A 22,075-nucleotide genomic window follows, 5' to 3' on the forward strand; every position below is an offset into this window, starting at 1 on the left:
GGCGGTCCGTCGACCAACAGTAAAAGCGGAATGCCGATATGTCTGATTTGAAATCTGCCGCTCTCGAATATCATGCCCATCCTCGTCCAGGAAAGCTGAGTGTAGAGCTCACCAAAGCCACCGCTACCGCCCGCGACCTGTCGCTGGCCTACAGCCCTGGCGTGGCCGAGCCTGTACGTGAAATCGCCCGTGACCCTGAGCTGGCGTACAAGTACACCGGCAAGGGCAACCTGGTTGCAGTGATTTCCGATGGCACCGCGATTCTTGGCCTGGGTAACCTCGGCCCATTGGCTTCCAAGCCAGTCATGGAAGGTAAGGGCGTGCTGTTCAAGCGCTTCGCCGGCATTGACGTTTTCGACATCGAAGTCGACTCCGAAAGCCCGCAGGCTTTCATCGACACCGTCAAGCGCATCTCCATCACCTTCGGTGGCATCAACCTGGAAGACATCAAGGCACCTGAGTGCTTCGAGATCGAAAAGGCCCTGATCGAGCAGTGCGACATTCCGGTATTCCACGATGACCAGCACGGTACCGCAATCGTTACCGCGGCCGGCATGATCAACGCCCTGGAAATCGCTGGCAAAACCCTGGCTGACGCCAAGATCGTCTGCCTGGGCGCCGGTGCGGCGGCCATCTCGTGCATGAAGCTGATCGTGAGCATGGGCGCCCGTCTGGAAAACATCTACATGGTCGACAGCAAGGGCGTGATCCAGTCCGAGCGCACCGATCTGAACCAGTACAAAGCAATGTTCGCCCACCCGTCCTCCAAGCGCACCCTGGCTGACGCCTTGAACGGTGCCGACGTGTTCGTCGGCCTGTCCGGCCCGAACCTGTTGAGCGCCGAAGGCCTGAAGTCCATGGCGCCCAACCCGATCGTGTTCGCCTGCTCCAACCCTGATCCAGAAATCGCCCCGGAACTGGCCCACGCCACCCGTGACGACGTGATCATGGCGACCGGCCGCTCGGACTACCCGAACCAGGTCAACAACGTACTGGGCTTCCCGTTCATCTTCCGTGGTGCTCTGGACGTTCGCGCCAAGCGCATCAACGAAGAAATGAAAGTGGCGGCCGCCAATGCCCTGCGTGAACTGGCCAAGCTGCCAGTGCCTCAGGACGTGTGCGATGCCTACGGTGGCGCCAAGCTGGAATTCGGCCGTGAGTACATCATTCCGAAACCTATGGATAAGCGCCTGATCACCTTGATCTCCGATGCCGTGGCCAAAGCCGCGATCGAGACTGGCGTGGCCACCCTGCCGTATCCGAAGAACTACCCGCTGCAAAGCGTGGATGATGTGTTCAACGGCTAAACCGTTGTAGCGCGACAACAAAAAGCCCCGGCTCTCGCGAGTCGGGGCTTTTTTGCAGGCTGTTTTCAGGTAGGAGCGAGCTTGCTCGCGAAAATCGTCAACGATGATGGGGGTATCAGGTGCCCCGCGGCGTTTTTGAGTTTTTCGCGAGCAAGCTCGCTCCTACAGCCAAGGCTAAAAGAGATCGATCGGCGCCGCCTCATCCGCCGGCAGCGGGCTGCCCGGTGCAACGCCGTTGCCCAGTTCATTGACCGATGGCGGGGTGTCTTCGCTCTTGAACAGCTCGAAGTACGCGTTCGGCGTGCTTGGCGAGGCAGCACGACCGCTGATCGGGTCGATGCGCAGGCTGAGGATACCTTCCGGCTCCGGCTGGGTATGCAGAGGCTTGTCCTTCAGGGCGGCGCCCATGTAGCTCATCCAGATCGGCAGCGCAACGGTGCCACCGAACTCGCGGTGGCCGAGGCTTTCCGGCTGGTCGTAGCCGGTCCACACGGTGGTCACGTAGTCGGCGTTATAGCCGGAGAACCAGGCATCCTTGGATTCGTTGGTGGTCCCGGTCTTGCCGGCGATATCCGCGCGGCCCAGGGCCAGGGCGCGGCGGCCGGTGCCCTTCTTGATCACGTCTTCGAGGATGCTGTTGAGGATATAGGTGGTGCGGCCATCCACCACACGCTCGGCGACGGCGGGTGCTTGTGGTTCTGTCGGTGGGGCGGCGTTCGTGGCCGGTACTGCGCCTGGGGTTGGCTCGATGGTGATGCCACCGTTGTTCGGCGCCGCCAGGCCATCGGTGGCAGCGACACCGTTGACCACATCGCCGGGCACGCGGGCCGGGTTGGCGGTGAACAGCGTATCGCCATTGCGGCTTTCGATCTTATCGATCAGGTACGGCGTGATCTTGTAGCCGCCGTTGGCAAAGGTGCTCCAGCCGGTGGCGATTTCCATCGGCGTGAGGGTCGCGGTGCCGAGGGCCAGGGACAGGTTCGGCGGCAGGTCCGACTTGTTGAAGCCAAAGCGCGTGATGTAGTCGATGGTCTTGCCCACGCCCATTGCCTGCAGCAGGCGGATCGACACCAGGTTGCGCGACTTGTACAGCGCCTCGCGGATGCGGATCGGGCCGAGGAAGGTGTTGGTGTCGTTCTTCGGGCGCCAGACCTTGTCCAGGTACTCGTCGACAAACACGATCGGTGCGTCGTTGACCAGGCTGGCGGCGGTGTAGCCGTTATCCAGCGCGGCGCTGTAGATGAACGGCTTGAAGCTCGAACCCGGCTGGCGCTTGGCCTGGGTGGCGCGGTTGTAGTTGCTCTGTTCGAAGGCAAACCCGCCCACCAGGGCGCGGATGGCGCCGTTCTGCGGGTCCAGCGACACCAGTGCGCCCTGGGCCAGCGGTACCTGGCTGAATTTCAGGCTGTCGTCTTTCTGGCGTTGCACGCGGATCAGGTCACCCACTTGTGCCACGTCCGACGGCTGCTTGGGAATCGGGCCCATGCTGTTGGTGTTCAGGAATGGCCGTGCCCATTTCATGCTATCCCAGGCCACATGGGCTTCGCCGGTGCGGGTAAGCACCTGCACGCCATCTTTCATCACCTGGGTGACGATCGCCGGTTCCAGGCCACTGATCGTGCGCTGTTTGCCCAGTTCGGCGGTCCAGGCGCTCAGGGTCTTGCCTGGCAGCCGCGATTCCGGGCCACGGTAGCCATGGCGCTGGTCGTACGTGATCAGGCCGGAATGTATCGAATCATTGGCGATTTCCTGCAAATTGCTTGGAACCGTGGTAGTCACGCGGAACCCTTCGGTGTAGGCCTCGCTGCCATAACGACCGACCATTTCGGCACGGGCCATTTCGGCGATATACGGTGCGTTCACTTCCGGTGTCGGGACGTGATAACTGGCGTTCAACGGTTCGGCCACCGCGCTTTCGTAAGCGGCCTGGTCGATTTTGCCCAGCTTGTACATGCGCCCCAGGATCCAGTCACGGCGCTCTTTACTGCGCGCCGGGTTGGCCAGTGGGTTGAAGCGCGACGGTGCCTTGGGCAGGCCGGCAATCATGGCCATCTGCGCCAGGCTCGCGTCACGAATGGACTTGCCGTAATAGACCTGGGACGCCGCTTCGATCCCGTAGGCGCGGTTGCCCAGGTAGATCTTGTTGACGTACAGCTCAAGGATCTCGTCTTTGGTCAGCTGGCGTTCGATCTGCAGGGCCAGCAGGATTTCAGTGGCCTTGCGCGAAAAACTGCGCTCGCTGGTGAGGAAGAAGTTCTTCGCCACCTGCATGGTGATGGTGCTGCCGCCGGACTGGATGTGACCGCTTTTTACCAATTGTGTGGCAGCGCGCACCAGGCTGCTGGGGTCGACGCCATAGTGATTGGCGAAATTATCGTCTTCAGCCGAGAGCAGGGCATTGATGAAGTTGGGGGGAATGTCGGCAAAACGGATCGGTGTGCGGCGCATCTCGCCGAACTCCGCGATCAGTTTTTCATCGCTGCTGTAGACCCGCAGGGGAATCTGCAACTGGATACTTCTGAGGGCCTCTACGGAGGGCAAACCCGGACTAAGGTAGAGATAGGCCCCGCTGAGTACGAGCAGCAGCCCGCAGACGATGGCGACAATGGAGTACCCGAAAAACTTCAGCAGACGAATCAAGGCTTTTGGATTTCCAGAGAAAAGAATGAGTTAGGCGTCGGGGCATGCATGGCAAACGATGGATCAACCCGAGCTGCAGATAAAAAAGCGGGAAAAAACGCTGGGCATTAAAGCATTTTCGGCTCGGGGCGTCATTCGCGGCTCTTCGACAAGTCGACCGAATGCACGGAGTCCAGCGGCAATCAGGCGGTATGACAGGGAAAGCTATAGGGAGTTTTATGGTAAAGGGATTTTTCAGGCGAAAAGCCGACACCCTGTTGGGTATCGACATCAACGACACCGGCATCCGGCTGGTTGAGCTGGGGCGCTCGGCCAGCGGTTACCGCGTCCAGGCCTACGCCACGCAGGACCTGCCCACGCGTGCCGTCGTGGAGGGCACATTGCTGGACCTTGAAGGGGTGGGGCGCACGCTGCACGCCGCATTATTGCGTATGCAGACCTCGGTGCGCGGCGCTGCGGTCGCGGTGGCCGGCGCCTCGGTCATCACCCGGGAGATCGAGTTGGAGGCGGGGCTCACCGACGACGAGATGAGCTGGATGATCCAGATGGAGGCCGAGCAGTACATTCCCTATCCGCTGGATGACATGGCCCTCGACTTTCAGGTCCAGGGCCGTTCGCCCCAGGACCCCGCTCGGGTCGAGGTGCTGATGGCAGCCTGCCTGAAGGCGCATGTGGAGGCCCGCGAGGCGGTTCTGGCCCTGGCCGGGCTGGTGCCAGAGGTGGTGGACATCGAAGCGTTTGCATTGGCACGCGCTTGCAGTCAGGATTTCGCCAGTTTCACGCCGGGCGATCAGCTCGATAGTGCACAATGGGCCGTGGATGCCCACGGGATGGGAATTGCCTGCGGGCTGGCCCTGAGGAGTTTCGCTTGAAGACACGAATCAACCTTTTGCCCTGGCGCCAGGCGCTGGCGGAGCGGCGGCGCAAATATTTCCTGGCGTTTCTGCTGGCATTCAGCGCTATGGCGCTTGCGGCCGTATGGCTGGCGGATCAGGTGATCGATCAGGCGATTGATCGGCAGGTGACGCGCAATGACCATCTGAGCAAGGAGGGCGACGTGCTCGATGCGCGCATCAGGACCATCGACGACCTGCAGGCGCAAAGCCAGCAATTGGCAGAGCGCATGAAGGTCGTGCAAGACCTGCATGATGGCCGCTCGTCCGGTGCCCAGTTGCTGGATCAACTGGCGCGCGCGGTACCCGACGGCGTGCATCTGCACGAAGTGGTGGCGAAGGGCAACACACTGAGTATCAGTGGCAGTGCCGAGTCCGGCCAGGACATCGCTCAACTGATGCGCCGCCTGGAGGCTTCTCAAGGCGCTCACGCCACTCGGTTGCAGCATGTGCGTACCGAAGGCGTGCGCGGTAACAATGAGTTTCAACTGATGGTGCGCCAGGGAGAGTCCTCCGAGGCCCAGCCATGAGCCTGCCCAGGCTCGAGTTTTCCGCGCTTGCTCACAACGCCGTACAATGGCCCTGGCCTGGCAAGGTCTTGCTGGGCTGCGCGCTGGCCGGCGTGGTGCTGGTGGTGGGCGACTTTATGTGCCTGAGCCCTTCTCGGGAGCGCTTGCGGCAGGCCGAGGCACGGGAAGTGGCCCTGCAGCGACAGATCGAAGAAAAAACCGTCCTGGCGGCCAGCGTTGAAGAGCAGGCCCGCCAGTTCCAGCTTATGCAGGCAAAGACCGACGGGCTTTTGCGGCAACTGCCGGGTGGGTCCGAAATGCCTGGCCTGCTGGAAGACATCGCTCGGCTGGCGCTGGTCAATGGCTTGGTGGTCGAGCACGTCATGCCGTTGGATGAGCGACCTCGGTCGCTGTTTATCGAGCAACCTGTGCAGGTCGGCGTCACGGGTGCCTATCACGACCTTGCAAGGTTCGTGAGTGCCCTGGGTGGGCTGGCGCGAATCGCTACGGTGCACGACCTGGACTTGCAGCGGGAGGCCAAGCTGCTGCGCCTTGACCTGCTGACCAAGACCTATCGGCATGCCCTGCCGGGCATCAGGGCGAGCGAGCCTGTCGTACAAGGGCCGGCTTTTGTGTACGACGCTTCCGGCCTGCGCGATCCGTTCCAGCCAATGGCCATGCAGGTCGATCATGTGCCTGGCCGCGCGACCGTCGCGCCGGACCTCGCGCGGCTGCGGGGTGCCTTGGAAGATGTTGCGGTGGATCAATTCCAGATGGTCGGCACGCTGTCCCGTGGCGCGCACACCTTCGCCCTGCTGCGCGTGGCATCGGCGGTGCACCGTCTGGCCGTCGGCGATTACCTGGGCCCGGATCACGGGCGGGTCACGGCCATCCATGATGGCTATATCGAGCTGGTCGAGCTGTTTCCCGATGAACAGGGCGCGTGGCTGGAGCGCCCGCGAACCCTCATGCTGAACGTCAACTCATAACGGAATCAAACAATGAAAAGGACTTTCTCGTCCTTCGGTGTGGCGCTATGGATAGCGTTCACGGCACCGATGGCTGCCGCTGTGCCCAATCGTGTGGACCTGATCCGGTTGCCGCCTCCTGGTGGCGCGGCTTCTGGTGCCTATACCGGAGACAGGCTCAACCTCAACTTCCAGAACATCGAACTGCGCGCCGTATTGCAGCAGATCGCCGATGTGGCGGGCCTGAACCTGGTGGTCAGTGACGATGTGCAGGGTTTCATCACCCTGCGCCTCAAGGATGTTCCATGGGAGCAGGCGCTGGACCTGGTGCTGCAAACCAAGGGCCTGGACAAGCGCATGAAGGCCGGGGTGTTGCTGGTGGCGCCCGCCGAGGAATTGGCCGCCCGCGAATTGCTGGCGCTGGAGTCGCGCAAGCAAATGGCCGACCTGGCGCCGTTGCGGCGCGAGCTGTTGCAGGTCAATTACGCCAGGGCGGCAGATCTTGCCAAGTTGTTCCAGTCGATGACAGGGCTTGAGGGCAGCACCGATGAGCGGGGCTCGGTGGCGGTGGATGACCGCACCAATAACATCATCGCCTACCAGACCGGCGAGCGGCTCGACGAGCTGCGGCGCATCGTGGCGCAATTGGACATCCCGGTGCGCCAGGTGATGATCGAAGCGCGAATTGTCGAGGCCAATGTCGACTACGACAAAAGCCTGGGCGCACGCTGGGGTGGTCGGCTCAGCCGAGGGGATTGGGGCGCCGGTGGGGTCCAGAAGCCTCTGCCGGACGGTGTAGATCCGCCGGAAAACCCGCCCAGTTCGCCGTTTGTCGACCTGGGCAACCTCACCGGCACCTCTGGCCTGGGCATCGCTTATATCGCCGACAACCTGTTGCTGGACCTGGAACTGACCGCCATGGAGAAGACCGGCAACGGTGAAATCGTCTCGCAGCCCAAGGTGGTCACCTCCGACAAGGAAACCGCGCGCATCCTCAAGGGCACCGAAATTCCGTACCAGGAGTCCAGCTCCAATGGTGCCACATCGGTATCGTTCAAGGAGGCGTCGCTGTCGCTGGAGGTTACCCCGCAGATCACCCCTGACGATCGGGTGATCATGGAGGTGAAAGTCACCAAGGATGAGCCCGATTACCTGAACAAACTCAATGACGTACCGCCAATCAAGAAAAACGAGGTCAATGCCAAGGTGCTGGTCAGGGATGGCGAGACCATTGTCATCGGCGGGGTTTTCTCCAATACCCAGAGCAAAGTGGTAGATAAAGTGCCATTTTTGGGCGATGTGCCGTATCTTGGCCGCCTTTTCCGGCGCGACGTGCTGGCGGAGAAAAAATCCGAGCTGCTGGTATTCCTGACTCCGCGTATTATGAATAACCAGGCGATTGCTGTGAGTCGTTGATTCTGTGCGAAATTTGATTCTTGTAGGACCGATGGGGGCTGGAAAGAGCACCATCGGCCGTTTGCTGGCCAAAGAGCTGCGCCTGCCATTCAAAGATTCCGACAAGGAAATTGAATTGCGCACGGGTGCCAATATCCCATGGATCTTCGATAAGGAAGGCGAGCTGGGCTTTCGTGACCGCGAGCAGGCGATGATCGCCGAGCTATGCGGCTGCGATGGCGTGGTATTGGCGACCGGCGGTGGCGCCGTGATGCGCGATGAAAACCGTCGGGCGCTGCATGCCGGTGGGCGGGTGGTTTATCTGCATGCGTCGGTCGAGCAGCAGGTCGGCCGCACGGCCCGTGATCGCAATCGCCCGCTGCTGCGCACGGCAAACCCGGAAAAAACCCTGCGCGACCTGCTCGCGCTGCGTGATCCGCTGTACCGGGAAATCGCCGATCTGGTGGTGGAAACCGATGAGCGGCCGCCTCGGATGGTGGTCCTCGACATTCTTGAGCGCCTGCAACGGCTGCCACCCCGTTAAAGCCAGGCCCGAAATGCGCTATTCTCGGCGGCGCGCCATTATCCTGCGGGGTGTGGCGTAGAGCCATCAGGCAGTGTCGGGATCGACGCTGTCGGTCGTCACTCCATCTCTAACGCGGGGACACATGCAGACACTTAAGGTCGATCTAGGCGAGCGCAGCTACCCGATCCATATTGGCGAAGGTCTGCTGGACCAGCCTGAGTTGCTCGCGCCGCACATTGCCGGGCGACAAGTGGCGATCATCTCCAACGAAACGGTCGCGCCGCTGTATCTTGAGCGTCTGACCCGCAGCCTGGCGGCGTACTCGGTGATCTCCGTGGTATTGCCTGACGGCGAAGCCCACAAGAACTGGGAAACCCTGCAACTGATCTTTGATGGATTGCTCACCGCACGCCATGATCGCCGAACCACCGTGGTCGCCCTCGGCGGCGGTGTGATCGGCGACATGGCCGGTTTTGCGGCGGCCTGCTATCAGCGTGGCGTGGACTTTATCCAGGTGCCGACCACCCTGTTGTCCCAGGTCGATTCGTCGGTGGGCGGCAAGACCGGTATCAATCACCCGCTGGGCAAGAACATGGTCGGCGCGTTCTATCAGCCCCAGGCCGTGCTGATCGACACCGCCACCCTCAACACCCTGCCACCGCGCGAGCTGTCGGCGGGCCTGGCGGAAGTTATCAAGTACGGGCTGATCTGCGATGAGCCGTTCCTGACCTGGCTGGAAGAGCATGTGGACGCCCTGCGCGCGCTCGATCAGGTGGCGCTGACCGAAGCGATTTCGCGCTCGTGCGCCGCCAAGGCCCTGGTGGTGAATGCCGACGAACGGGAGTCCGGCGTGCGCGCTACCCTCAACCTCGGGCACACCTTTGGCCATGCGATCGAAACGCACATGGGCTATGGTGTGTGGTTGCATGGCGAGGCTGTTGCAGCTGGCACCGTGATGGCACTGGAGATGTCGCACCGTCTGGGCTGGATCAGCGCCCAGGAGCGCGATCGTGGTATCCGCCTGTTCCAGCGCGCCGGTCTGCCGGTGATTCCGCCCGAGGAGATGACCGAGGCTGACTTCCTCGAACATATGGCGATAGACAAGAAAGTGATCGACGGTCGACTGCGACTCGTGCTGCTGCGCCATATGGGTGAAGCGGTCGTGACCGACGATTATCCGAAAGAGATTTTACAGGCCACGCTGGGAGCGGATTACCGCGCCCTGGCCCAGCTTAAAGGTTAATAAGATCCCGATGACTAGTTTGCATGCCGACGAGGCGTTCCTCGGCCATTACCAGTTAAGCCACGACCCCTTCGCTCCACGGGTGCCTGGTTTCAAATTCTTTCCGGCCCAGCGCAAGCCGGTGCTGGGGCAGTTGCATCACCTCGCGCGCTACAGCCAGCTGCTGCTGGTCGTGACCGGCCCGTTGGGCAGCGGCAAGACCCTGCTGCGCCAGGCCCTGGTGGCCAGCACCAACAAGCAATCGGTACAAAGCGTGGTGGTCTCGGCGCGTGGAGCCGGTGACGCGGCTGGCGTGCTGCGCCAGGTCGCACAGGCCCTGGACGTCTCCACCGCAGAGCCGAATGCAATCCTCAAGCAAGTGGTGCAATTGGGGTTGACCGGCCAGGAAGTCTACCTGCTGGTGGACGACGCCGAGCAGCTTGACGAATCGGCCCTGGAAGCGCTGCTGGCGCTGGCGGCGGGCACGCCGGAAGGCCGCCCGCATGTGTTCCTGTTTGGTGAGTCGTCGTTGATCGCCGATCTGGAGCAGATCAGTGGCGATCAGGAGCTGTTCCACGTTATCGAGTTGCAGCCGTACGAAGAGGAAGAAACCCGCGAATACCTGGCTCAGCGTCTCGAAGGGGCGGGGGCCGGTATCGAACTTTTATCCGCTGCGCAGATCTCTGATATTCACGAAAGCGCTGGCGGCTGGCCTGGCACCATCAATCAGGTCGCCCGCGATGCCATGATCGAAGCCATGATTGCCAGCCGCTCTGCGGTCAAGCGTCCAAAGATGGGGTTCACTATGCCTAAGAAGCACGTATTGGCCATTTCCGCCGTTGTGGTGGTCGCTGTCGCCGCTGCCTGGTTGATTCCAGGGCGCAGCAAAGCACCGACCACCGCCGGCGCGCCAACCGAACAGGCGCAGTTGCCACTGGGCAAGCCCACGCCGAATGTCGAATTCGCCAACTCCGGCCAACCGACCAACCTGCCGATGGTCGGCCAGCCGGTGATGCGTGGTCCGCTCGCGGAAGAAGCTGGTGGTATCTCCGAAGGCGACGACGGCGTGCCGGTGGAAGGCTCCAGTGCCACGCCACCGACCGTGACTACTACTGCGCCACCGGCTGGCGTGCCTGCTGGTACCCCGGCCGCACCCGCCGCGCCAGTCGCCAAGCCGACCCCGGCGCCGACGGTTGCCACCGCCAAGCCCGCGGCCCCAGTCACCAAGCCAGCGCCTGCGGCCAAGCCCGCTGAAAAGCCGGCGACCACCGTTGCCAAGGCTGGCAGCGCCGGCAGCAGCTGGTACGGCAGCCAACCTACCGGCAACTTCGTGGTACAGATCCTTGGCACCAGCTCCGAAGCCAATGCCCAGGCGTTCGTAAAAGAGCATGGCGGCGAGTACCGTTATTTCAAGAAAGTGCTCAACGGCAAGCCTCTCTACGTGATCACGTACGGCAGTTTCTCCAGCCGTGCGGCCGCTGACTCCGCAATCAAAACCTTGCCAGCGAAGGTTCAGGCTGGTAAACCTTGGCCTCGCACTGTTGCCAGCGTTCAACAAGAACTCTCAACAACTCGCTGAAGATTTGGCGGCCTTACCCAGGTCGCCCTCCCGGCACCTCAAAAAACTACAACAGCGTGCAGCCTCTGGGTGCGCGCTTTGTGGTGTCTGCGTCACAGCCGCTTTTGAGTCGTAACGGTCAAAATTAAAAAAGTTTTGACTAGCACAGCATATCGCTTTAAACCTTTCATAAATGCGACATAGATTTGCGACATCTCGTCGCTAAATTTGTGAGCGTCTGTGTCGGTGTGTACAATGACCTCCCTTTTGCCCCTGCAAAGCCGGCGTACGTTCGGCGTGGAAGGTAACTGGTTGAATTGAAAAGAAATTTGCCTCGGTATAAGAGGCAGCCTGGTGAGAAAGTGTCTATGAAAGCAGGTCTGTACCAACCCGATGAATTCAAGGATAACTGCGGTTTCGGCCTGATTGCCCATATGCAGGGCGAGCCCAGTCATACCCTTTTGCAAACGGCCATCGAGGCCCTGACCTGCATGACCCACCGTGGTGGGATCAACGCCGACGGCAAGACCGGTGACGGTTGTGGCTTGCTCATTCAAAAGCCCGACCTCTTCCTGCGCGCCATTGCCAAGGAGCATTTCGCGGTCGAGCTGCCCAAGCAGTACGCCGTGGGCATGGTGTTCTTCAACCAGGACCCGGTCAAAGCCGAAGCCGCTCGCGAGAACATGAACCGCGAGATCGTCGCCGCCGGCCTGCAACTCGTCGGCTGGCGCAAAGTGCCAATCGACACCAGCGTGCTCGGCCGCCTGGCCCTGGAGCGCCTGCCGCAGATCGAACAAGTGTTCATCGCGGGCGACGGCCTGAGCGACCAGGACATGGCGATCAAGCTGTTCACGTCCCGTCGTCGCTCGTCGGTGGCCAACGCTGCCGATACCGACCACTACATCTGCAGCTTTTCCCACAAAACCATCATTTATAAAGGCCTGATGATGCCGGCGGACTTGACCGCCTTCTATCCAGACCTGAGCGATGAGCGCCTGCAAACCGCAATCTGCGTGTTCCACCAGCGCTTCTCCACCAACACTCTGCCGAAATGGCCGCTGGCCCAGCCATTCCGCTTCCTCGCCCACAACGGCGAGATCAACACCATCACCGGTAACCGCAACTGGGCCGTGGCCCGTCGCACCAAGTTCGCCAACGACCTGATGGACCTGGAAGAGCTCGGCCCGCTGGTCAACCGCGTCGGTTCCGACTCCTCCAGCATGGACAACATGCTCGAGCTGATGGTCACCGGCGGCATCGACCTGTTCCGTGGCGTGCGTATGATCATTCCGCCTGCGTGGCAGAACGTCGAGACCATGGACCCGGACCTGCGTGCGTTCTACGAGTACAACTCGATGCACATGGAACCGTGGGACGGCCCGGCCGGCGTGGTCATGACCGACGGTCGCTACGCGGTGTGCCTGCTTGACCGTAACGGTCTGCGCCCTGCGCGTTGGGTCACCACCACCAATGGCTTTATCACCCTCGCCTCGGAAATCGGCGTGTGGAACTATCAGCCGCAAGACGTGATTGCCAAAGGCCGGGTAGGCCCTGGCCAGATCCTCGCCGTGGACACCGAAACCGGGCAGATCCTCGACACCGATGCCATCGACAACCGCCTGAAGTCTCGTCACCCGTACAAGCAATGGCTGCGCAAGAACGCCCTGCGCATCCAGGCGACCATGGAAGACAATGACCACGGTTCGGCGTTCTACGACATCGACCAGCTCAAGCAGTACATGAAGATGTACCAGGTCACGTTCGAAGAGCGCGACCAAGTGCTGCGCCCGCTTGGCGAGCAAGGCTACGAGGCCGTCGGTTCCATGGGCGACGACACGCCGATGGCCGTGCTGTCCCAGCGCGTGCGCACGCCGTACGACTATTTCCGCCAGCAGTTCGCCCAGGTGACCAACCCACCGATCGACCCGCTGCGCGAAGCCATCGTGATGTCCCTGGAAGTGTGCCTCGGTGCCGAGCGCAATATCTTCCAGGAATCGCCCGAGCACGCCTCGCGCGTGATCCTCAGCTCGCCGGTCATTTCCCCGGCCAAGTGGCGCTCGCTGATGACCCTGGAGCGCCCAGGCTTCGACCGCCAGATCATCGACCTGAACTACGACGAGAGCCTCGGCCTTGAAGCCGCTGTGCGCAACGTCGCCGACCAGGCCGAAGAAGCCGTGCGCGCCGGTCGTACCCAGATCGTGTTGACTGACCGCCATATCGCACCGGGCAAGCTGCCGATCCACGCCTCCCTGGCCACCGGCGCGGTGCACCACCGCCTGACCGAAAAGGGCCTGCGTTGCGACTCCAACATCCTCGTGGAAACCGCCACCGCCCGCGACCCGCATCACTTTGCGGTGCTGATCGGTTTCGGCGCCTCGGCGGTGTACCCGTTCCTGGCGTACGAAGTGCTCGGTGACCTGATCCGTACCGGTGAAGTGCTGGGCGACCTCTACGAGGTGTTCAAGAACTACCGCAAAGGCATCACCAAGGGCCTGCTCAAGATCCTGTCGAAGATGGGCATCTCTACCGTCACCTCTTACCGTGGCGCGCAGTTGTTCGAGGCCATCGGCCTGTCGGAAGAAGTCTGCGACCTGAGCTTCCGTGGTGTGCCGAGCCGCATCAAGGGCGCGCGTTTCGTCGACATCGAAGCCGAACAGAAAGCCCTGGCGGCCGAAGCCTGGAGTGCGCGCAAGCCGATCCAGCAAGGCGGCCTGCTCAAGTTCGTGCACGGTGGCGAGTACCACGCCTACAACCCGGACGTGGTCAGTACTCTGCAAGCCGCCGTGCAGCAGGGCGACTACGCCAAGTTCAAGGCATACACCGCGCTGGTGGATAACCGCCCGGTGTCGATGATCCGCGACCTGTTCAAGGTGAAGACCCTGGACACGCCGCTGGCCATCAGCGAAATCGAGCCGCTGGAGTCGATCCTCAAGCGCTTCGACTCCGCCGGTATTTCCCTGGGCGCCTTGTCGCCCGAGGCTCACGAAGCCCTGGCCGAAGCCATGAACCGCCTGGGTGCGCGTTCCAACTCCGGCGAAGGCGGTGAAGACCCTGCGCGCTACGGCACGATCAAGAGCTCGAAAATCAAGCAGGTCGCCACGGGCCGTTTCGGCGTGACCCCGGAATACCTGGTCAACGCTGAAGTGCTGCAGATCAAAGTCGCCCAGGGCGCCAAGCCCGGCGAAGGCGGTCAGCTGCCCGGTGGCAAGGTCAACGGCCTGATCGCCAAGCTGCGTTATGCGGTGCCGGGCGTGACCCTGATCTCGCCGCCGCCGCACCACGACATCTATTCGATCGAAGACTTGTCGCAGCTGATTTTCGACTTGAAACAAGTCAACCCGCAGGCCCTGGTCTCGGTGAAACTGGTCGCGGAAGCCGGCGTGGGCACCATTGCCGCCGGTGTGGCCAAGGCCTATGCCGACCTGATCACCATCTCCGGCTACGACGGCGGTACCGGCGCTTCGCCGCTGACCTCGATCAAGTACGCCGGCGCACCCTGGGAGCTGGGCCTGGCCGAGACGCACCAGACCCTGCGCGGCAACGACCTGCGCGGCAAAGTCCGGGTGCAGACCGACGGCGGCCTGAAAACCGGCCTCGACGTGATCAAGGCCGCAATTCTCGGCGCCGAGAGCTTCGGCTTCGGCACCGCGCCAATGATCGCCCTGGGCTGCAAATACCTGCGCATCTGCCACCTGAACAACTGCGCCACCGGCGTGGCGACGCAGAACGAGAAGCTGCGCAAGGATCACTACATCGGCACCGTCGACATGGTGGTGAACTTCTTCACCTACGTCGCCGAAGAGACCCGTGAGTGGCTGGCCAAGCTGGGCGTGCGCTCCCTCGAAGAGCTGATCGGCCGCACCGATCTGCTGGACATCCTCGAAGGGCAGACCGCCAAGCAGCACCACCTGGACCTGACGCCGTTGTTGGGCAGCGATCACATCCCGGCGGACAAGCCACAATTCTGCCAGGTCGACCGCAACCCACCGTTCGACAAAGGCCTGCTGGCCGAGAAAATGGTCGAGCTGGCCGCTTCGTCGATCAACGACGCCAGCGGTGGCGAATTCAGCCTGGATATCTGCAACTGCGACCGTTCCATCGGCGCACGCATCTCCGGCGAAATCGCGCGCAAGCATGGCAACCAGGGCATGGCGAAAGCGCCGATCACTTTCCGCTTCAAGGGCACCGCGGGCCAGAGCTTCGGCGTGTGGAACGCCGGCGGCCTGCACATGTACCTGGAAGGTGACGCCAACGACTACGTGGGCAAGGGCATGACCGGCGGCAAGCTGGTGATCGTTCCGCCCAAGGGCAGCGTGTACAAGACCCAGGACAGCGCCATCATCGGCAACACCTGCTTGTACGGCGCCACCGGTGGCAAATTGTTTGCCGCCGGTACCGCCGGTGAGCGTTTCGCCGTGCGTAACTCCGGTGCCCACACCGTGGTGGAAGGCACTGGCGATCACTGCTGCGAGTACATGACCGGGGGCTTTGTCGCGGTACTGGGCAAGACCGGTTACAACTTCGGTTCGGGCATGACCGGCGGTTTCGCCTACGTGCTCGACCAGGACAACACCTTCGTCGACCGGGTCAACCACGAGTTGGTCGAGATCCAGCGGATCAGCGGCGAAGCCATGGAATCCTACCGTAACCACTTGCAGCACGTGCTGGACGAGTACGTCGAGGAAACCGGCAGCGAATGGGGTCGTAACCTCGCCGAGAACCTCGATGATTACCTGCGTCGTTTCTGGCTGGTCAAACCGAAGGCAGCGAGTTTGAAATCTCTGCTCTCCAGCACACTTGCGAGTCCGCAATGACGACGCAGCGGCAAGTAGCAAGCTTCAAGCCGCAAGCTAAGAGCAGTGTGCGGTGTGCCGGTTCAATTGATTTCTTGCAGCTTGAAGCTTGTAGCTTACAGCTGTCGTGTACGAGGTTTTAAAGATGGCCGAACGTCTCAGCAACGACTTCCAGTTCATCGATGTCGGGCGCAAGGATCCGAAGAAGAAACTGTTGCGTCAACGCAAGAAAGAGTTCGTGGAGATCTACGAACCCTTCAAACCCCAGCACTCGGCCGACCAGGCCCACCGCTGCCTGGGGTGTGGCAACCCGTATTGCGAATGGAAGTGCCCGGTGCACAACTTCATTCCCAACTGGCTCAAGCTGGTGGCCGAGGGCAACATCCTCGCCGCCGCCGAGCTGTCGCACCAGACCAACACCCTGCCGGAAGTCTGCGGCCGGGTGTGCCCGCAGGACCGTCTGTGTGAAGGTGCGTGCACCCTCAACGACGGCTTCGGCGCGGTGACCATCGGTTCGGTCGAGAAGTACATCACCGACACCGCGTTTGCCATGGGCTGGCGCCCGGACATGTCCAAGGTCAAACCGACCGGCAAGCGCGTCGCGATCATCGGCGCGGGCCCGGCGGGCCTGGGCTGTGCCGACGTGCTGGTGCGTGGCGGCGTGACCCCGGTGGTGTTCGACAAGAACCCGGAAATCGGCGGTCTGCTGACCTTCGGTATCCCCGAGTTCAAGCTGGAAAAAACCGTACTGAGCAACCGTCGTGAAGTGTTCACCGGCATGGGCATCGAATTCCGCCTGAACACCGAGATCGGCAAAGACGTGACCATGGAGCAACTGCTCGAAGAATACGATGCCGTATTCATGGGCATGGGCACCTACACCTACATGAAGGGCGGTTTTGCCGGTGAGGACCTGCCGGGCGTGTATGACGCGCTCGACTTCCTGATCGCCAACGTCAACCGCAACCTGGGCTTTGAAAAGTCGCCGGAAGATTTCGTCGACATGAAAGGCAAGAAGGTCGTGGTACTCGGCGGTGGCGACACCGCGATGGACTGCAACCGTACCTCGATTCGCCAGGGCGCCAAATCGGTGACCTGCGCCTACCGTCGTGACGAAGCCAACATGCCCGGCTCGCGCAAAGAGGTGAAGAACGCCAAGGAAGAAGGCGTGAAATTCCTCTACAACCGCCAGCCGATCGCCATTGTCGGTGAAGACCGCGTCGAAGGTGTCAAGGTGGTCGAGACCCGTCTCGGCGAACCGGATGCCCGTGGCCGTCGCAGCCCCGAGCCGATTCCGGGTTCCGAAGAGATCATCCCGGCCGACGCCGTGGTCATCGCTTTCGGTTTCCGCCCAAGCCCGGCGCCGTGGTTCGAGCAGTTCCAGATCCAGACCGACAGCCAGGGCCGCGTCGTCGCCCCGGAACAAGGCCAGTACAAGCACCAGACCAGCAACCCGAAAATTTTCGCCGGTGGCGATATGGTGCGCGGTTCTGACCTGGTGGTGACGGCGATCTTCGAAGGCCGCAATGCCGCCGAAGGGATCCTGGATTATCTGGGCGTCTGACGACGCCAGCTTCGAGCGATAAGCTGCAAGCGGCAAGTTGAAGCAACAGCGCTTTCACTTGCAGCTTGTAGCTTGTCGCTAGTCACTGTCTTTCTCCGTCTCGCTCTGAGAAAATGCGCGCACTTTTTTTGCGGATGCCGACATGACTGCCCTCAAGAACGACCGTTTCCTTCGTGCCCTGCTCAAGCAACCTGTGGACGTCACCCCTGTGTGGATGATGCGCCAGGCCGGTCGCTACCTGCCGGAATACCGCGCCAGTCGTGCCCACGCCGGCGACTTCATGAGCCTGTGCATGAATCCTGCGTTCGCCTGCGAGGTCACGATGCAGCCGCTGGACCGCTACCCGCAACTGGACGCGGCCATCCTCTTCTCCGATATCCTCACCATCCCCGACGCCATGGGCCAAGGCCTGTACTTCGAGACCGGCGAAGGCCCGCGTTTCAAGAAAGTCATCAGCACCCTGGCCGATATCGAAGCCCTGCCGATCCCCGATCCGCACAAAGACCTGGGTTACGTGATGGACGCCGTCAGCACCATCCGCCGCGAGCTTAACGGCCGTGTACCGCTGATCGGCTTCTCCGGCAGCCCCTGGACCCTGGCCACCTACATGGTCGAGGGCGGTTCGTCGAAAGACTTCCGCAAGACCAAGGCCATGCTCTACGACAACCCGCAAGCCATGCACCTGCTGCTGGACAAGCTGGCGCAGTCGGTCACGTCCTACCTCAACGGCCAGATCATGGCCGGCGCGCAAGCGGTGCAGATCTTCGACACCTGGGGCGGCAACCTGTCGGCGGCGGCGTACCAGGAGTTCTCCCTGGGCTATATGCGCAAGATCGTCAGCGGCCTGATCCGCGAGCACGAAGGCCGCAAGGTTCCGGTCATCCTGTTCACCAAGGGCGGTGGCCTGTGGCTGGAAAGCATCGCCGATGCCGGTGCCGATGCATTGGGCCTGGACTGGACCTGCGACATCGGCGATGCCCGTCGCCGTGTCGGTGATAAAGTCGCGCTGCAAGGCAACATGGACCCGACCGTGCTGTACGCCAAGCCGGAAGCGATCCGCACCGAAGTCGGGCGTATCCTGGCCAGCTACGGCAAGGGCACCGGGCATGTGTTCAACCTCGGCCATGGCATCACCCCGGAAGTGAACCCGGACCACGCGGGTGCTTTCCTGCAAGCGGTGCACGAGTTGTCCGCGCAATATCACCAGTAACAGCATCCCGCCTGAATCGAGCCCCCCTCTGCCCGGCAGCGGGGGGCTCGTTGCGCTTCAGCGGTTGTTAAGTCCTGCCTTGGTAGCCTGTGGCCTTTGGGATTTCTCCTACAGCTACGGTAATCCGTCTAAGTAAAAATCCTGCCCGACTTTTCCACTCGCCATTGATTGGCGTTAATTGTCGGGTGATAGCCGGATGAACACCTCTCACTATTCAACGTGCCAGAAACTGCTGCATTGGGTTTCGGCGGTCGTCATCTTGTGGGCGTTACTGTCAGGTTTTGTCGTAGCGCTATTCGCCGTGCCGGCCTCGATCAAGGCGTGGGTGGGGTTTTTCAATGTGTCGGTGACCACCCTGTACATCCCGGTGTTTGTCTTGCGGGTGTATTGCTCCTTTGCCCACGGCCTGGATTTTTCCGTCAGGCGTTCGCCGCAGGAATACGTGGCGCTATGGGTTCATAAGGCCATGTACCTGGTGTTGGCGGTGGTGCTGGCGACAGGCGTGCTGATGATGGATCGCCCGATCAACCTCTTTAACCTGATCTCCATCGCGCCGTTCCACACCGACCCGGCCAGCATCGCCTGGTACACCCGCGTGCATGTGCTGTCCTGCGCGGCCTTGTTGCTGATGCTGGTAATGCACATCGGCGCGGTGATCATGCATGAGCGCCGAGGCAAGCGGGTGATGGCGCGGATGTCATTCAAGGCGGCTGCGCCTCAAGCCGAGGCCAGCGGCGGCAACTTCGCCAACTTCAACGCCACCAGCAACGCGCCGATCAACAGCGCGACGATAAACACACCGATGCCATGCCACCCGGCAAAATGCCAGAAGAACCCGCCTGCGGTGCCGGCGATGCTGGAACCGGCGTAGTAGCAAAACAGGTACAGCGACGATGCCTGCCCCTTGGCTTTCACGGCGCGGCGGCCGATCCAGCTGCTGGCCACCGAATGGGCGCCGAAGAAGCCGAAAGTGAACACCAGCATGCCCGGCACTACCAGCCACAGCGGGTTGAACAGGGTCATGGCCATGCCGGCGAGCATCAGTACGATGGTGGCCCACAGTACGCGACGGCGGCCGAGGCTGTCGGCGAGGGAGCCGATCTTTGCCGAGCTGTAGATGCCCGAGAGGTACACCAATGACAGCAGGCCCACCAAGGCCTGGCTCAGGTTATAAGGCTCGGCCAGCAGGCGATAGCCGATGTAGTTGAACAGGGTCACGAACGCACCCATCAGCAGAAAAGCTTCAAGGAACAGCCACGGCAGGCCGGCATCCTTGAAGTGCGTGACAAAGCCGTCCAACAGGCTGCGCGGCTTGAGGCTGCGGGCGCGGAAGTTGCGCGATTCGGGGAGGATCTTCCAGAACACCGTGGCTGCGATCAGCGCCAGGCCGCCGATGATCAGCATGGCGGTGTGCCAACTGACGAAGTCGATCAACACGCCGATGATCAGCCGCCCGCTCATGCCACCAAGGGCGTTGCCAGCGATGTACAGGCCCATGGCCAGACCGATGTGGTGCGGGTGGATCTCTTCGCTCAGGTACGTCATCGCCACGGCGGCCAGGCCGCTGAGCGATAACCCCACCAGCGCGCGCATCAGCAGAATCCCTTCCCAGGACGGCATCAGGCCGCTGGCGATGGTGGCCAGTGCCGCGCAGAACAGCGCGGCGACCATCACCGGTTTACGCCCCAGGGTGTCGGAAATCGGCCCGGTGATCAGCAAGCCCAGGGCGAGCATCGCGGTGGCGACCGACAGAACCAGGCTGCTTTGCGCGGCATTGATGGAAAACTCGCGCGACAGCGCCGGCATCATCGGTTGCACACAGTACAGCAGGGCAAAGGTGGCGAAACCGCCAGAGAACAGCGCCAGCACCGTGCGCATGAACATCGGCGTGCCTTTTTCGATGTACACGTCGTTGAGCTGGGCTACCACCTCATCCAGGACGGTAGGCGGAGTGTCTTGAGCGAGTGGCGCGACAGCAGAATTCACGGGGACCTCGGGAAGCAAAAACCGGTCAGGGCTGGCAATGCAAAAAAGAATATAGCGGGCTAATGATTCTTTCCAATATATTGTTCGACCTGTTTGATAGCTTTTGCGACCTAATGAGGCTTGCATGGAATTACGACATCTGCGGTACTTCATCGCCGTCGCCGAAGAGCTGCATTTTGGCCGGGCCGCGCAGGTGCTGGGCATCTCGCAACCCCCGCTGAGCCAGCAGATCCAGGCGCTGGAGCAGGAAGTGGGCGCGCGGTTATTCGAGCGTACCAATCGTCGGGTCGAGCTGAGCGAGGCGGGTCGGCTGTTCCTGCACGAAGCGCGGCTGGTGCTGGCGCAGGTAGATAAGGCAGCGGATGTGGCGCGGCGTGCGCAGTTGGGCGAGCTGGGGGAATTGAAGATCGGCTTTACCTCGTCGGCACCCTTCAACTCCAGCATCCCGCAGGCGATCTTCGCGTTCCGTCAGGCCTTCCCGGCGGTGCACCTGAACCTGCGGGAAATGAGCAGTACCGAAGTGGCCGAGTCGCTGGTGGATGAGTCAATCCAGGTGGGGCTGATGCGGCCGCTGCCGTTGCCGGACTCGTTGAGCGTCGTCGAGTTGATGCGCGAGCCGCTGGTCGCGGTACTGAGCGCCGGCCATCCGTTGGCCGAGGGCAGTGAACGGGGTTTGCACTTGGCGCAACTGGCTGACGAGCCGTTTGTCTTCTTCCCTCGCACATACGGCAGCGGCTTATACGCCCAACTGCTCAACTTGTGCCGCGACGCCGGTTTCAGCCCGCACTTCGCCCAGGAGGCGGGGGAGGCGATGACCATCATCGGCCTGGTGGCGGCGGGGTTGGGGGTGTCGGTGCTGCCGGCGTCTTACCAGCGCATCCGCATCGACGGCGTGGTGTATCGCACCTTGCTGGACCAGGAGGCGGTGACGGCGGTGTGGCTGGTGCAGCGTAAAGGCGCGCAGACGCCGATGGCGAAGGCATTTGTGGAGTTGTTGGCGAGCGGGCAAGCCCGCTCGCCACGGAGCTTCAGTTCTGCTTAGTGCTACCGGTCTGCTCAAACAACTGTGCCGCCGACCCGGCCTCACCGCTCACGCCATTGCTGCGCAAGCCCGTCATGATGTCGTTATCCAGATTGTTCACCCAGCGGTTGTAGTTGCGATGGATCTTGCCGTCCTTGTAGCCCAGCTCGCGACTGTCGCGGTAGGTGATCGCGTAGCTGTTGCGGGTGTAGCGGATATCGATGGCGGCATAGTACTGATTACGCACGGTGATTTCGGCTTGCACCAGTTGCGGGCTCAGACGCTGCACGCTCCATTCGCGTTTTTGCAGGGCATTGACGATCACCGTTTTCATTTTCTCTTCGCTGACCTGGGTGTCGGCCGCGAGGTCGTGCTGGGTGTTGAGCACCGGCTTGCTGGTGCAGCCAGCGGTTGTCAGCAGGGCCAGGGTGATCAGGGTGGCGCGTAGCAAGGAAGACATTCCGTTTTCTCCAATCGATTAAA

General features: G+C 61.8%; 14 protein-coding genes and 2 pseudogenes. 13 read left to right on the forward strand and 3 right to left on the reverse strand.

Annotation, left to right across the window (positions count from 1 at the left end; all coding sequences use genetic code 11):
* Window positions 1–38 precede the first annotated feature (38 nt).
* The gene (locus AB4O05_RS06900; protein ID WP_460132036.1) at window positions 39–1,307 is read left to right on the forward strand and encodes a malic enzyme-like NAD(P)-binding protein; all 1,269 of its coding nucleotides are present in this window, start codon (window positions 39–41) and stop codon (window positions 1,305–1,307) included.
* Between the two features lie 174 nt (window positions 1,308–1,481).
* Here AB4O05_RS06900 and AB4O05_RS06905 read toward each other — a convergent pair whose 3' ends face one another.
* Window positions 1,482–3,944: a penicillin-binding protein 1A gene (locus AB4O05_RS06905; RefSeq protein ID WP_460137647.1), complete on the reverse strand. Its 2,463-nt coding sequence runs from the start codon at window positions 3,942–3,944 to the stop codon at window positions 1,482–1,484.
* A gap of 221 nt (window positions 3,945–4,165) precedes the next feature.
* On the opposite strand from AB4O05_RS06905, the gene pilM reads away from it, so the two are divergent.
* The 11 genes and pseudogenes from pilM to AB4O05_RS06960 all read left to right on the forward strand — a co-directional run.
* Window positions 4,166–4,819 (forward strand): type IV pilus assembly protein PilM, encoded by a 654-nt coding sequence (pilM, locus tag AB4O05_RS06910; protein ID WP_460132033.1) that lies wholly within the window; start codon window positions 4,166–4,168, stop codon window positions 4,817–4,819.
* Window positions 4,816–5,370, forward strand: coding sequence for a PilN domain-containing protein (locus AB4O05_RS06915; protein ID WP_460132031.1), 555 nt, complete (start codon window positions 4,816–4,818; stop codon window positions 5,368–5,370). The genes pilM and AB4O05_RS06915 overlap by 4 nt, the downstream gene beginning before the upstream one ends.
* The gene (locus AB4O05_RS06920; protein WP_460132030.1) at window positions 5,367–6,338 is read left to right on the forward strand and encodes a pilus assembly protein PilP; all 972 of its coding nucleotides are present in this window, start codon (window positions 5,367–5,369) and stop codon (window positions 6,336–6,338) included. Before AB4O05_RS06915 ends, AB4O05_RS06920 begins: the two co-directional genes overlap by 4 nt.
* Window positions 6,339–6,476: 138 nt before the next feature.
* Window positions 6,477–7,733: pseudogene (locus tag AB4O05_RS06925) on the forward strand (type IV pilus secretin PilQ); the annotation flags it as partial.
* A gap of 4 nt (window positions 7,734–7,737) precedes the next feature.
* Complete coding sequence (gene aroK / locus AB4O05_RS06930) at window positions 7,738–8,256, forward strand: shikimate kinase AroK (protein WP_003171222.1); 519 nt, start codon at window positions 7,738–7,740, stop codon at window positions 8,254–8,256.
* Between the two features lie 124 nt (window positions 8,257–8,380).
* On the forward strand, window positions 8,381–9,481 hold the full coding sequence (gene aroB / locus AB4O05_RS06935) for a 3-dehydroquinate synthase (RefSeq protein ID WP_460132029.1): 1,101 nt from the start codon (window positions 8,381–8,383) through the stop codon (window positions 9,479–9,481).
* 10 nt (window positions 9,482–9,491) lie between these two features.
* On the forward strand, window positions 9,492–11,039 hold the full coding sequence (locus AB4O05_RS06940) for an AAA family ATPase (protein WP_460132028.1): 1,548 nt from the start codon (window positions 9,492–9,494) through the stop codon (window positions 11,037–11,039).
* Window positions 11,040–11,386: 347 nt separating this feature from the next.
* Window positions 11,387–15,832 (forward strand): glutamate synthase large subunit, encoded by a 4,446-nt coding sequence (gltB, locus tag AB4O05_RS06945; protein ID WP_460132026.1) that lies wholly within the window; start codon window positions 11,387–11,389, stop codon window positions 15,830–15,832.
* Between the two features lie 124 nt (window positions 15,833–15,956).
* On the forward strand, window positions 15,957–17,375 hold the full coding sequence (locus AB4O05_RS06950; RefSeq protein ID WP_460132024.1) for an FAD-dependent oxidoreductase: 1,419 nt from the start codon (window positions 15,957–15,959) through the stop codon (window positions 17,373–17,375).
* Between the two features lie 142 nt (window positions 17,376–17,517).
* Window positions 17,518–18,585, forward strand: a complete 1,068-nt coding sequence (gene hemE, locus AB4O05_RS06955) for a uroporphyrinogen decarboxylase (protein WP_460132022.1) — start codon at window positions 17,518–17,520, stop codon at window positions 18,583–18,585.
* A gap of 196 nt (window positions 18,586–18,781) precedes the next feature.
* Window positions 18,782–19,270 (forward strand): annotated as a pseudogene (locus AB4O05_RS06960) (cytochrome b/b6 domain-containing protein); the annotation flags it as partial.
* A gap of 32 nt (window positions 19,271–19,302) precedes the next feature.
* On the opposite strand, the gene AB4O05_RS06965 reads toward AB4O05_RS06960, so the two are convergent.
* Complete coding sequence (locus AB4O05_RS06965) at window positions 19,303–20,523, reverse strand: MFS transporter (protein WP_460137645.1); 1,221 nt, start codon at window positions 20,521–20,523, stop codon at window positions 19,303–19,305.
* A gap of 172 nt (window positions 20,524–20,695) precedes the next feature.
* On the opposite strand from AB4O05_RS06965, the gene AB4O05_RS06970 reads away from it, so the two are divergent.
* The gene (locus AB4O05_RS06970; protein ID WP_460132021.1) at window positions 20,696–21,613 is read left to right on the forward strand and encodes a LysR family transcriptional regulator; all 918 of its coding nucleotides are present in this window, start codon (window positions 20,696–20,698) and stop codon (window positions 21,611–21,613) included.
* Here AB4O05_RS06970 and AB4O05_RS06975 read toward each other — a convergent pair.
* On the reverse strand, window positions 21,600–22,052 hold the full coding sequence (locus tag AB4O05_RS06975; RefSeq protein ID WP_460132019.1) for a hypothetical protein: 453 nt from the start codon (window positions 22,050–22,052) through the stop codon (window positions 21,600–21,602). The two genes, AB4O05_RS06970 and AB4O05_RS06975, sit on opposite strands and share 14 nt — an antisense overlap.
* Window positions 22,053–22,075: the final 23 nt, after the last annotated feature.

The sequence above is a fragment of the Pseudomonas sp. S1_G07 genome (genome assembly GCF_054668565.1).